This window comes from Mycobacterium lentiflavum, assembly GCF_022374895.2.
GTDB lineage: Bacteria > Actinomycetota > Actinomycetes > Mycobacteriales > Mycobacteriaceae > Mycobacterium > Mycobacterium lentiflavum.
In genome coordinates, this window is sequence record NZ_CP092424.2 from 211939 (window position 1) to 224738 (window position 12800).

Genomic DNA, 12800 nt, shown 5'->3' on the forward strand with positions numbered 1-12800 from the left:
AGGAGGTCAACAGCGGAGCGTCCTCCTCGGGGCGGGGGGCATCTTCCTCGGCGGCGGCCTTGGCGAGGTCGTAATTTAGTGGGGTAGCTTGGCGGCGATCGCGTTCGCGATTGTCACCATCTTGTCGGTGACCATGGCGGGGCCTTGTGCAGCGACGTCAATGACGACATTGGAGCGTGAGGTGATTGCGCGTACGTTGGTCTGTTCGCCCTTGCCTTCCGGGTGGATGACGAGTGTTGAGATATCGGAAATTATCGGATATCCCACTGTGTACCAATCGGTTCGGGTGTTCGGCGGCGGCCCGGTGAGCCCGGTGTCGCTGAAATGGGCGTCGGCGCAGTGCTGCCAGGCCAGTGTCACGCGCGCGACGAATAGGGTGGCTGCATCAGCGGTGGGAAACGTGACCACTCCTTGGTCGACGGAATGGGTATGCCGGTTGCCGGGCTCGCGCAACCCGTGTCCGAGCGCTCCGGTGTAGCCAGAGCCGTGGTAGGCGGTCCACATGGTGTTCCAGACTGCTTCGGCACAGCTCGGATCTGAGAAGGTCTCGCTGGCATCGGCCGGGGTGATTGTCGAATAGGTGTGGAAGGTTGCCAGCGGGTCGGCGCCGACGATGTCGCTGATGTGTTCGTCCGACAGCAGCAGTTTGTCGAGATCGGTCGGGGCCACGCTCGGGGCCGCACTGTCTCGAGCCGACAGCGCGCGCGGCTGTCCGCTGAGGACGTGTGAACACGCCGACGTCATGATCACGCAAGCCAGTGCGAAGGCGGCGACACTCCGATAGCCATGGCGGCACGGTGAAATCATCTATGCCACCTTACTTTCGCTGCCAGCGCCGCGGCGCAACGGGAATATGCGAAACTCGGCGAGTTGGGACCCGAATGCATCATCAGCGAGTACCGGGTTGTGCGCCTAAGCGGCGAAGCGTATGCCACATTGGCTGGTGTCGACTCAGTCGGAGCGGTGAGCAGGCGTGAGGCGAGGGCATCTGTTTGTTGCGGTGCGGAAACTCCTGGCTTTGGCCGGGAGCGGAAGTGCCGCTTCTCCTTTCGCTGTGTTGTCGGTGTCCGGGGTGTAGGTTGTCGGTCGGCCGATTGGCGAGGCAGCGCTCCAGTGCCCTGCTGATGTGTGCGCCAACAGGTCGGCGCAGTGGATCAGCACCTGCGAGCCCGTGGCCGCTGAGATGTTCGCTGGCGCGTGCGATGGCGGGGCGGTCGGCGCGCTGCGCCGTGGTGGAGTAGGTGAAAGTGGCTTCTAGGGCGGCGATTTCGCGGTCGGCGGGATTTGGGGCCGGCAGCCACGTGACGTCGCGGCCTGGGGTGGATCCTCGTTTGACGAGGCCTTGGCGTTCACGAGCGCAGACGCGGTAGATCTGTTCCTGGATGGGAGGGCAGTACTCGGCGGTGCCGGCGACGGGCACCGCTGGGGCGTGGCCGCTGCTGCGTGGCGGCGGCGTTGTTCGCGTTGGGTGGCGGCGAAGTGCACGGCCTGGCGAATCTGCAGGGACCGGCGCTGCCATTCCGCAGGCTGGCGCTGGTAGCGGTCGATCACTTCGTGCAGACGCGCGCGGGCCTGTTGGAGAGCGTCGGTGTTTCGGGAGCCGGGTAGCGGGACTGATGCCCACACGCCGTCGGTGACGCCCAGTTTCAGAGCGCGCTGGGCGCAGCTGACGATGATGGGGCAGTTGGTGCAGATGGCGGCGGCGTCTCGTTCGTCGCTATAGGCGCTGAACCACTTGTCGCGGTCCTCGTACTCGCACAGGCCAGTGTCTGCTTTTAAGGGCCGGATGTTTGTCACAGCAATCTCCGTTTGGGTCAGCGAATTTCGCGGTCGTGAAAACGTGCCCCACCGGCCCACAGGCCGGCCGCGAAGAGACCCAGCGCAATAAGAAGGCTGATCACGTAAGCGGCGATCTCCACCCAGATGGAGTGAGCGTGAAACAGGTGGGTTATCACGTCGGCAAGGCCGTCGTCGATGAAGCCCCACAGCATGATCACGGCAAGCAGTACGCCCCAAACGCGGCGGCGATCGGCCGGGGTGGCTCTATTTATCCTCTTGAGGAGAAACCAGACCACCGCCACGGATATAGCGAGGGTGGTCAGGGCGAATGACCACCATGCCCACAGGGGGGCCGCCGTGGTTGGGGCTGCGGACGGAAACATCGCGTCAATACCGCTGCGTCCGGCGATGTAGAGCGGTGAGAGAAAGACCAGTGTTCGCCAATTAAGCATCCTTTGCCAGCGGTTGGCGGTCTCGGCGACGCGCATCGCTGGGCCGCTCATGCCGCACGCCCTGCAATGGAGGCTGCAATCTTGGCGGCCTGGTCGGTCGGAGCGTCACTGCATGCCCGAACGTCGATCACGACGTTGTTGTGCGCGGTCAACGCGCGCTGACATCCCCAACCAGCCAGACCCTCATAGGTGAAACGCGCTGTGAGCGTGCCGTTTTGGTTGTCTACGCGGTCGACTGTGAACGTGTAGCGTTCGTGGCTGGTGGTGTCGGTGACGGTCGCAGCTACGCCCATGCACCTTTGCCATTTGGCGCCCTGCTGGGAAGCGAAATCGGTTGCGGCTTGCGCCGAGGCGAAGCTGATCACCGCTTGGCTCACGGAGTGCGTCCAGTTCTCACCGGGCTCGCGAAGCATTTGAGTTTGCACTGCAATCCAGCCGCTGCCTTGGTAGTTCGCCAATTCGGCCGGGTGATAGGTCCCGAGGCAGTCAGGCCGATCGATATCGGCGGTCCACATTTTGTCGGGCGCCGGATCGGGCACGAGCACCATCGCGCTGGTGCCCATGATCGCGTTGATGGCCGCCGGATCTGGTAGCAGGCCGGTCAGCGCGTTGACCGCGATGGTGGGGGCGGGCGAGGGCGGTGGCAGGCTTGGTGATGCCGGTGCCGTGGTGGTGTCGCTGCCTTGGGGTGCGGGCTGTGACGGCGTTGATCCCGTGGCGATCACGGCCACTACTGCGCACATCGCCACGGCGGCGGCGACGACGCCGACGATCGCGTAGGTGCGTGATGTGCGCCGCGGCCGCCCGGGCGGCGGGTAGGCGCCCGGCGCCCACTGAGCGGGCGAAGCGACGGGCCACGGAGGAGCGGAAGACGAGGGTGGCGTCCAGCCGGTGAACGGCGTGGGTGCCCCGGCCGGGTGTGCGGTGAAGGCCGGCCGGCGCTCGTCCGTGCGCTGGGGTGCCCACGGCGAAGGCTGCCACGGCGAGGGCGATGCAGCTGCCGAGGCGTAGGGGTATCCGATTCCACGCTGATGCAGATCTGACATGGGATGCAACCTCCGGTTGTGTTGGCGCACGGCGTGACGGCGTGCCCGGGCTGTTCAGGGGTGGGGGCTTAGCTCGACTGGCCAAGGCGCTGCGAGATCTGCGCCGCGAGGGTCGCGGCCGTATCGCCGGGGTTCTGGCTGCAGGTCGTTATGTCGATGACGACGTTGCGTTTGGCGGTAAGGGCGCGCTGGCATAGCGTGCTGCTGTTCTGCAGGGCGGTGCTTGCGGTGAGCGTGTCGCCGCGCTGGGCGACGTCCCTGACGGTCCACGTCATCGGCTTGTCGTTCTTGGGGGTCAACACAATTGGGTTCGCGCGGCAGCCCTGCCAGGTGCCTGCTTGCTGGTTGACGAAGGCTGTGGCCGCGGATTGCGTCGAGAACGTCGTCACCCCGTTGAAGACGGTGTGCACCTGGCTTTTATTTTGATCGCGCAGGGCCTGCACGAGCGTGGTGCGCGGCGCGAAAGGGGAGTAGGCCACGCTGGATACGGGCACGACGAGACCTGCGCACTCGGGCGGGTTGGGTTGGTCGTTGAAGATGCCCGACCCAGACAGCTTGTCGATGGCTTCGAGGCGTGCGCCACTCATGACTTGGCCGACGGTAGCGACGTCGGGAAGCAGTGTGGGCAGGGTCTCATCGTCGACGAGCGAGCCGGTATTTCCTGGCGCCGGCGCGGCAACGGTGGTCTGCGGCGCGGGAGACGACGTGACCGGTGGGGCGGGGATCGGGACACCGCTAGCTGCGGTGGTGGCCGATCCGTTGTGGTCGGCCAAGCCCTCCATCGCGATGGTCGCGGTGATGACGGTGGCCACCGCGGCGACCCCCGCCGCGCCAACCAGCCACCAGTGCGTCTTGCGCTTGGCGGCGGCGTTGACCGGCGGCATCGGCCAGCCACTGGGGCCGGGCCAGGTGTTCGGTGGGCCCCAGGGGCCGGCGGCCGGCGGCACGATCGCCGGTATGGGGCGGCTAAAAGCGGGCGGCGCGGCGGGCGGTCCCCATGGCTGGCCGGGGCGACCTGCGGTGCTGATGCCCGGCTGGGGGGCAAAAGCTGGGCCTGCCTGCTCGAACGGTCGTTGATAGGGCGTGCCGTATCCGGGGTAGCCGCGGTGCTGGTGCGAAGGGATGGTCTGAGTCATGGTCTGGACTCCTTACCGTAGGACCCGCTCTAATACGTGCCCTTGATGCTACGTATTCAACCACATGAGTCGTAGCGTATGCAAGCGGAATCGTAGCGACATGGAATGATGACGTAGCAGGAGCGAAATAGCAGTTCAGAGTCGTATAGCTGCTTGGATAGCGCAGTGGGATTGGAGTATGTGTGCTCTGCATAGCCCGAAATCATGAGCTGTAGATGAAGCGCTAGGGCCGACTAGACGCAGCGTGCTGCTGTCCTAGTGGCGAATGAACACGCTGCAGCGGCCGGCACGGACCATAGGCCGGCCAGTTCCTCGTTGCAGGCTGGCCTCAATCAGCGGCGTTATCGTCGCGCCGCGTAACGGGAGATTCGCCGTCGCCGCATCGCAGCGTCTCGGCTGGCCCGACGTCCACATCCGATGGTGGTAGTGCGGGCAGAACTTAGCGGCGGGTGAGCACGGCAAGTGCACCTGAGAGCGCGGCTGCGGTGTTGGCGTCCAACGGCACTTCGGCCTCGGCGGCGGCGACAGCCTCGACCGGCACGTCGGCTGCGTAGGCGGTTTCTTCGACGGTCAGTTCCGCGCGATATCTGGCCGCATACAGCCGTTGACCCAACGTGGCGCCGGGCGCGCGGGCGGCCCGCAACATGAGGTCCTTGTAGCACCTGCGGACCGAGCTCAACCCCAGCGCGACTTCGGGAGCTCCCTTGGCGGTGTGTGCGGCATTGGCTGCCACAGACTCGAGTGTGCGCAAATCGGCCAAGATAGTTGCGGCGCGGGCGCTAAACGCGGGATCGGTGACGTCTTGCGGCAGCGCGGTGATCGCTGAGTTGATCGTCATCAGCGCAACTTCTACGGCCTGGGCCATCAATGGCGCGCGCACCGTATTGGTCAGCACCTCGGTGCGCTCGGTGTCGTCGATGTTGGCGCCGCGGCGAATCCGTTCGATGGTGCCGTGCGGCCATTGCAGCGCGTCTTCGATTCTGGCCAGGGTGGCTCTGCGTGGCCAACGCCGCCCCTTCTCGAAGTCGATGAGGGCGCCCGCGTTGACGATTCCCTCGCGGGCCATGAAACGCTGGGTCAGCTTGAGTTCCTCGCGGCGGGCGGCCACCGCGGCGCCAGCGCGTGCTACCCCCGGGTCGGTGACCAGGGTCTGTTCAGGGTCGTACCCGTCATCGTCGTCGTCGGGCTCTGCCTGATTCGCAGCAGCAAAGCCGAAGGCCACCGTGATGCCCTGAGGATGTCCGAGCTGGATCGTCATGCCCTCGCGGATGGCAAAGGTGGACTGGCGGATGCCGTTGATGAAGGTGCCGTTGCTGCTTTGGTCGGCGCCGACCCACCCGCCAGGGGTGTGGTCGATGCGCAGGTGGGTGCGCGAGATGCGGTCATCGCTGATAGTGACCTGAGCCGGAAATTCACGGCCGATCACGATTGGCGCTTCGCGGGGACTCAGGGTGTACGTCTGATTCTCTGCTTTAATCACCAACGCCGGGTGTGCGCGGATGGGCTCCACAGCTAGCGGTGACTGTGACGTGTTTCGGGCGGTCTCCATGTGGTCACTCCAACATTGCGCTGCGTTGCTACTGCTACGTAAACGCTACCACGACTGCGATAATAGATATCGCACCATGCTGTACTTTATTGCGCGCATTGCCGAACAGTCATCGCTCTCCCTTGCGCGCAAGGCAGGGACTCAGCGGATCACGATCAGTGCGGCGGACGGCTGCAGCGAGTACCTCGCTTGCGTGTGCTCCGATTACTGGGCGCATCATGCAACGTTTGTCACGCCTGCGGCGTCCAAGGCGGCGTAGCGCCGCGCTGGCGTCACGCCCCGATTCGGCCGTTGATCGCAGCGGCGATCGCCGTCGCCTGGTCGTCAGGAGCAAACCCGCAGGCCGCGACATCGGCGACGACGTTGTTACGCGCGGTCAGCGCATGCTGGCAGCGCCAACCGCCACCGCCCTCTTGGATCATCTGGGCTGTGAGGATGCCAGTCTGGAACTTGACCGCATTGATGATGTAGGTCTCGGGGCCGGTGTCGTAGTTGGCCGTGGCCGGTTTGTTCACGCACTTGGACCAACTGTCATGTTGTGCGGAGACGAAATCGGCGGCGGCCTGTGCCGTGGGAAAGCTGACCACGCCTTGAATGACGACGTGCTTCCACTGCGCGGTCCCGCTCTCGTGCAGCAGCTGCCCTTTCATGGCGATCCAGCCGCTGCCCTGATACGCCGCTTGCTCGATCGGGTGGTAGGTGCCCAGGCAGTCGGGCGTATCGGATTTGGGATCGTCCATGCCATTTACCGTCTGCTGCACGGCCATCGCCGGACTGCCGACAATCGCGTTGAGGGCAGCCGGGTCGGGCAGCAACCCGGGCAGCGCAGTGACCGGCACGACCGGGGCGGTCGCCGGCGTGGTCGTCGACGGTGATGGGGCGGCGGCCACCGGTGCCGTCGTGGCGCTGGCGCTACTCGATCGGCCGGTGTCGCCGGCCGTCAACGCCACTGCCGTAGCTGCGATGACCAGCGTCGCGGCTGTCGCAGCAGCAGTGATCGCCCAGGTGCGGGTGTTGCGCCGCGGGCCGCGGATCGGGTACGGCGCGGGGGCCCACCCGGCGGGCGGGAACTGCGGGCCGCCGGGCCACGGGTGCGGTCCTGCTGCCGGCATAGGGGCAGGGGTGCGCAACAGCGGTGCACGACGCGGGTCGACGACCAGGGTGACTTCGTCCTGGGGCGCGCGGCGTGGGCCGGTGACCACTGTGACCTCGTCTTCGGGCCGTGCGGTCGGCGCGGGGTGCCGCTGCGGCGTGGCCACCGGCGCCGAAGGGGCATGCGGGGCTGCGAGTCCTAGGTGGTAGTGCTGCAGTGACATTTCGGCGACCTCCGTGTCCAAGCTGATGCTACGTATACAACCATATCAACACGTAGCATCGCAATATGTTCAGATTTTTGGACGAGCGGGTGAGGTCGGCACACCTGCGCCAACGCAATAGAGCACCTTGAACAGTCGATATAGCGCGATATGGCATACGCTGCGCGGGGTCGATCGTGAGTGAATCTGCAGACAATCGGCGGCGATGATACTGGTGCGTCACGCGGAGAGCCGTAGCTTACTGCTGTATTTATGCGGCTATACGGAGCAGGCCAGGGCCGCGATAGCGGTCAGAAACAGGCAGAACCCGCCGGCCATCACCAATGCTTGAACACGTGGCCACTATCGCTAGCACTACCGACCCGCTGGAGCATGCAGCAACCACACATGGAGGGTCAGTCGCCCACTAGGCGGTACTGGGCCGAGAGTTGTTGCTGTGCCTTATCTAGTTGTCGGGCAATGGTTTTGATGGTGTAGCGACCGGCGCTAGCTAAGCACCAGTAGCGCGGGACCAGACCGTTAGAGCCGGCCACGCGGGTGCAGTGGCTTTGGGGCATCCCCGGCGCTGAGGCGGCGTCTTGAGCTCCCGGTGTGGCAGCGGCGGCATCGGCCAGCGTGCTGGCCAGGGCTTGCGCGGCGGTTGGGTCTTTCGCCTGATAGAGGGTGTCCAGATTGATCGACACGTCGTCGACGCCGGCTGCAGTCAACGCGGGCCCGGTGTGGACCGGATCTTCATCCAGATGCAGGGTCCCGACCGGGGGATAGGCACCCGAGGTGGGGGTGGCCTGGTCGGCGGGCAGCGGCAGAGTCTTGGCGATTAATCCAGTGGGATCTTGTGGCAGCGTGGGGAATTGGCGCGGATCGGTCGGGGTGAAGGTGTCGATCAACGGCAGCTGAAGATCCAGGGTGCGGGCCGCCCCGAATATTTGGTGCTGGGCGTCGACGGTGTCAAGAGTGCGCCGCCAGTTTTAACACCTGGTGATTGTGTAGATCGGCGATGTAGATGTTGCCTGCGGTGTCGACGGCAACACCGGCGGGGTCGTACTGTCCAGCGGACAGCACGACTTCCTGGGAGGTTGCTCCCGCCGCCAGTTTGAGCACCCGGCTGTTGCCCCGGTCGGCGACGTAGACATCTCCTGCTTTGTTGGCGGCAATTCCCCTGGGGCTATTGAGTCCGGTGAATGGCAACACGCTTTGGGCACCGGATCCGTTAGCCAGCTTGAGGATTCGGTTGTTGCCGCTGTCGCTGACATATACATTGCCTGCGCCGTCGACCGCGACTCCCTTGGGGAATTTGACATCAGTGAGCGGGAGCACGGTTGGTGCAGTGGCGTCTGCTGGCAGTTTCAGCACGCGTGGGGTGCGGACGTGCGATTCGGCGATGTAGACGTTGCCTGAGCCGTCCACCGCGACGCCGTTGGGGTCGGCGAGGTCGGCTAGCGGCAGGACGGTCGGCGTCGTGGACCCGGCGGCCAGTTTGAGTACCCGATCATTGTGGCCGTCAACGACGTAGATATCACCGGCGGGTCCCACGGCGATGGCCACCGGATCCAGGCCGACACCGTTGGGATTTTCAGGGCTGGGGATATCGAATGGTATCGCGACCTGGGTGGTCGAACCCGGGGCCAGTTTGCGTACTTGGCCGCCGAGTTCGTCGGCAACATAGACCTCGCCAGTACTGCCGACCGCCACGCCGTTAGGACCCTTGAGGTCGGTAAACGGCAGCACGGACACCGGATCGTTGTCGTGACGCGTGATGACGGCCGAAATGCCTAGGACTGCAACGACGACGGCGACGAGCACGGTTGCGCCCACGATGAGGCCTATTTTGGCGCGTCGGTTAATGTGCATGCGTAGATCGCGATTCGGCCGTGCTGGGCATCGCAGGACGATGCTGACGTACCCACGTTTGGGCCGCCATTTGAGTGGCATCCCACGGCGATCCGAGCGGGGGCGTGTACGAGAGGTCGAGCTCGCTGAGGCGGTCGACGGTCATCGTATGGAACAGCGCGGTGGCGTAAGTGTCGACACGCTTGGCGATTTCGGCACTACGGTGTCCCACCAGTTGAGCACCCAGAAGGAGACCGCTTTGCTCATCGCCGGTGATGCGGATGTGGATGGGCGTGGCACCCGGGTAGTAGGCCTTGTGGTCGTCGGGACTCGATTGGCTAGTTGCAGGCACCCAGCCGCGATTTGCGGCGACAACTTCGTGTTCGCGGAGACCCGTGCGGGCGGCAACAAGGTCGAAGACTTTGACGACCTGGGTTCCGAGACTGCCCGCGAAGCGGGCGTCGCCGCCGAGCGCATTCTCGCCCGCTACGCGACCTTGCTTGTGAGCGGTGGTGCCCAGCGGGAGCCAGGTGATGCCGAGGAGTCGGTGGTGGGTGTGTACACAGTCGCCAGCGGCGAAGACGTCGGACAGGTTAGTGCGCATGGCTTCGTCGACGACGATGGCGCCTTTGGCGCCGAGGTCTGCGCCGGCATCGGCGGCAAGTTCAGTGTCTGGGCGAACGCCGACGACGACCAGAATGAAATCGACCGTGCGCGAGACAGGTCGGCCATCGTGCTCGGCGGTAATGGTAAGTCCGCCCGTATCGCTACGGCTAATCGCCGTGACGGCGGTTTCGGTGAGGACTTCGACGCCATTGCGTTCGAGTTCGGCGTGCACGAGGGCGCCGAGTTCGGGATCGACGGTGGGCAAGACCTCCGGCAACGCCTCGATCTGCGAGACACGGATGCCCCGCGAGGTAAGGGCTTCGGCCATCTCGAGCCCGATATAGCCGGCGCCTACGATCGCGGCGGTCGAAGGCTGGCGTTCTTGTAGCGAGTCCATGACGGCGAAGGTGTCACCCATGGAGTGCAGCAAGTGCACGCCATCGGCGGGACCCAACGCATCGGGGCCGCTGAGGCCGCGGATGGGCGGCCGGACACTTACCGCGCCGGTCCCCACGATCAGGGCGTCGTAGGGCAATTGCCGCGGTGCACCCTTCGAGTCCAGTAGGTCGAGTGTGTGCTCCTCGACATTGATGCCGGTGGCGCGGGTGTCGGTGAGCACCCGCATGCCGGTGGCGGCCAGATCGGCAGCAGTGCGATGGGCCAAGTTGGTCCAGTGTGTGACTTCACCGGAGACGTAGTAGGGGATCCCGCAGATAGAGAAGTTGGGGTATGCGTCGGCGACGACCACGGTGACATTGGATTCAGGGTCGAGTTCGCGGGCCCGAAGTGCCGCGCTAATGCCGGCATCACTGCCGCCGACTGCGACGATATGACGGTGACTCATGAAGGATCGGCTCCTGCGTTTAAGTAGTTGTCACGGAGATGTTGCAGCACTTCGAATTTCGATCATGGCCATCCGGCCCGCATTCAGCGGATGGCGTTGGCTGCCTTGAGCACTCTTTCCTGGAACTGGCCGGGTAATGCGAAGTATCCGTAATCCTCCAGGTCGGCTTGTCCAGGGCCAAGGGTGGACTGCAGGAACGCCCGCACCGCCAGCCCGGTCTGTGGGTCAGCGTATTTCGAGCAGACCAGTTCGTAGGTCGCCAACATGATTGGGTAGACCCCAGGCGCGACTGGTTTGTAGACCATCGACATATCCAGCACCAGGTCGTTGCCTAGTCCCGTGATGCTGGTGCCAGCGATGGCCTTGCCGACAGAGTTCGCGTCAATGGCTACCGAATCCGGTCCGCCGGAGGTCACGATCCTCGCGGCGAACAATCGCTGTGCCTGGGCGAACGACCATTCGTTATAGCTAATAGCGCCTTCGGTGTGCTTGACCAGCTCCGACGTACCTTCGTTACCTTTGGCGCCCTGCCCGACCCCGCCGCTGAACACTTTGCCGGTTCCCTTGCCCCATGCGCCGCCCGAAGCGGCATCAAGATAGCGCTGGAAATTATCGGTTGTTCCCGACGCATCGCTGCGGAATATCACGTGAATGGGCTCCGAAGGCATCCTGTCGTTGAGCGCCTTGATTACCGGATCATCCCACCGGGTGATCGTCCCATTGAAAATCTTCGCCAGCGTGGGGCCGTCGAGCACGAGCCTATCGACGACATCGAGGTTGTAGGTGATAGCCAACGGACCAAACACCACCGGCAGATTCCAGGCGTCCGAACCGCACCGCTGCCTGGCCATGTCGTACTCGCCCCCGGCCAGCGGTGAGTCCGATCCACCGAAATCGGTTACACCTGAGATGAATTCGCTCACCCCGGCGCCCGAGCCGTTGGACGTGTAGGTGAGCGTTTGTCCGTGGCAAGCGTTTTCGTAAGCCTTGATGAACCTGGTCATGGCGTTCGCTTGCGCGCTGGAGCCGCTGGCCTTCAGCGCCTGCTTGCCGCTGCACTCCACAACCACCGAAGTGGCGTATGACGGCGCGACTTTGTCTTTGGCGCACCCGGCGACCACCAGCGAGATGGCAGCCAGCAAGCTCATAGCGGCAGAAAGCTTAGATGAAGATCGCATCGTGGTTAGCCTCCGGACTGTTAGTGGAATACGCTGCGACGGAATGTATTTAGCGCGGCCTCAAGGTCGGGGCCACGTGATCGATGCGAACGGTCAATTCATCGACGACCCGGTCGAAGTCGCCCGTCCGGCCGGTACGCACCGGGTCGGGAATCGACCAATGCAAGCGCCTGCTGTCCGCGGGTAGCTCCTCATGCGCGCTGTCGCAGACAGCGATGATCACGTCACTCGACTTGACAACCTCGTCGAGATGGCGCGGGGCCTGGGGCTGCATCGACAGCTTGTGACGCCTTGCCGCGGCAACTGCCAACGGGTGTATTTTCTTGGCGGGACGGGTCCCGGCCGATGTTGCGGGTAGTGAACTACGGCGATTCCATACAGCAACGGCCAATTGACTGCGCGCCGAGTTCTGGGTACAAACAAACACCACCCGCTTGGCACGCCGGGACGTTGAGGGCAGCAACAAATTCAGCGACTCAGGAATGAGCTGCAGATAGCTGCGACGTCGATCCCCCTCCGAGCGGACACGGCGCACGATGCCCGCCCCCTCAAGAACTCCAAGATGGTGAGCGATCAGGCTAGATGACATCTCCAGCACGGCTTGCAGCTCGGACGGTGACGAGTCCGCAAGCATCAATCGATCGACGATCACTAGCCGACCCGGGTCCGACAACGCGGCGTGGACCTGAACTCGGCGAAGCGCATCTTCCGATAGCTCAATCATAATTAAGTCAATTTCTACTGACTGACCAGCGAAAGGTCAAGATGAGTACTACGATTGACTGGTCCCGCCACCAGCTCTTTTGTTTCACCCCGCCACCTGTTAACCCATTGTTTGCTTGCTCACGGTTTCGACGACGATCAATATCGAACCGTGTCGAAGTCGCGGTTACCCGTGAGCGATCAGCACCAGGCTGTGCTGCAACATCTCTCAGAGCCGCTGAGACTCGACGGCTCAACTCGGCAGCACGATGACCATTGCTCATTCTTGTCTCGGCGTCCTTGTGGTTATACCGGCGGCTGACGTGGCCGCAACATTCGAAATACGTTTGAGTGGAGGATCG

The 12800-nt window shown here is 64.0% G+C and carries 12 protein-coding genes and 1 pseudogene; 1 reads left to right on the forward strand and 12 read right to left on the reverse strand.

Annotated features, from left to right (window positions below; translation table 11 throughout):
- Positions 1 to 75: 75 nt before the first annotated feature.
- On the reverse strand, positions 76 to 807 hold the full coding sequence (locus MJO58_RS28440; protein ID WP_082811594.1) for a sensor domain-containing protein: 732 nt from the start codon (positions 805 to 807) through the stop codon (positions 76 to 78).
- Between the two features lie 636 nt (positions 808 to 1443).
- Between MJO58_RS28440 and MJO58_RS28445 the strand changes: the two genes are divergently transcribed.
- Positions 1444 to 1608 (forward strand): hypothetical protein, encoded by a 165-nt coding sequence (locus tag MJO58_RS28445; RefSeq protein WP_239723513.1) that lies wholly within the window; start codon positions 1444 to 1446, stop codon positions 1606 to 1608.
- Positions 1609 to 1623: 15 nt separating this feature from the next.
- On the opposite strand, the pseudogene MJO58_RS28450 reads toward MJO58_RS28445, so the two are convergent.
- The 11 genes and pseudogenes from MJO58_RS28450 to MJO58_RS28500 all read right to left on the reverse strand — a co-directional run.
- Positions 1624 to 1857, reverse strand: a pseudogene (locus tag MJO58_RS28450) (WhiB family transcriptional regulator); the annotation flags it as partial.
- Positions 1815 to 2282 carry a hypothetical protein gene (locus MJO58_RS28455; protein ID WP_061559444.1) on the reverse strand — a complete coding sequence of 156 codons (468 nt, stop codon included), beginning with the start codon at positions 2280 to 2282 and terminating at the stop codon, positions 1815 to 1817. The gene MJO58_RS28455 and the pseudogene MJO58_RS28450, both read right to left, overlap by 43 nt.
- On the reverse strand, positions 2279 to 3277 hold the full coding sequence (locus tag MJO58_RS28460) for a sensor domain-containing protein (protein ID WP_082811596.1): 999 nt from the start codon (positions 3275 to 3277) through the stop codon (positions 2279 to 2281). Before MJO58_RS28460 ends, MJO58_RS28455 begins: the two co-directional genes overlap by 4 nt.
- A gap of 68 nt (positions 3278 to 3345) precedes the next feature.
- On the reverse strand, positions 3346 to 4413 hold the full coding sequence (locus tag MJO58_RS28465) for a sensor domain-containing protein (protein ID WP_090609997.1): 1068 nt from the start codon (positions 4411 to 4413) through the stop codon (positions 3346 to 3348).
- 439 nt (positions 4414 to 4852) lie between these two features.
- The gene (locus MJO58_RS28470) at positions 4853 to 5893 is read right to left on the reverse strand and encodes an FHA domain-containing protein (protein WP_217809327.1); all 1041 of its coding nucleotides are present in this window, start codon (positions 5891 to 5893) and stop codon (positions 4853 to 4855) included.
- A gap of 341 nt (positions 5894 to 6234) precedes the next feature.
- Positions 6235 to 7278, reverse strand: coding sequence for a sensor domain-containing protein (locus MJO58_RS28475; protein ID WP_139813810.1), 1044 nt, complete (start codon positions 7276 to 7278; stop codon positions 6235 to 6237).
- Positions 7279 to 7673: 395 nt separating this feature from the next.
- On the reverse strand, positions 7674 to 8165 hold the full coding sequence (locus MJO58_RS28480; protein ID WP_061559449.1) for a DUF7373 family lipoprotein: 492 nt from the start codon (positions 8163 to 8165) through the stop codon (positions 7674 to 7676).
- Between the two features lie 61 nt (positions 8166 to 8226).
- Complete coding sequence (locus MJO58_RS28485) at positions 8227 to 9093, reverse strand: NHL repeat-containing protein (protein WP_061559450.1); 867 nt, start codon at positions 9091 to 9093, stop codon at positions 8227 to 8229.
- Between the two features lie 25 nt (positions 9094 to 9118).
- Complete coding sequence (locus MJO58_RS28490; RefSeq protein WP_061559451.1) at positions 9119 to 10558, reverse strand: FAD-dependent oxidoreductase; 1440 nt, start codon at positions 10556 to 10558, stop codon at positions 9119 to 9121.
- Positions 10559 to 10641: 83 nt separating this feature from the next.
- The gene (pstS, locus tag MJO58_RS28495) at positions 10642 to 11736 is read right to left on the reverse strand and encodes a phosphate ABC transporter substrate-binding protein PstS (protein ID WP_061559452.1); all 1095 of its coding nucleotides are present in this window, start codon (positions 11734 to 11736) and stop codon (positions 10642 to 10644) included.
- Positions 11737 to 11785: 49 nt separating this feature from the next.
- Complete coding sequence (locus MJO58_RS28500; RefSeq protein WP_090609996.1) at positions 11786 to 12460, reverse strand: arsenate reductase/protein-tyrosine-phosphatase family protein; 675 nt, start codon at positions 12458 to 12460, stop codon at positions 11786 to 11788.
- Positions 12461 to 12800: the final 340 nt, after the last annotated feature.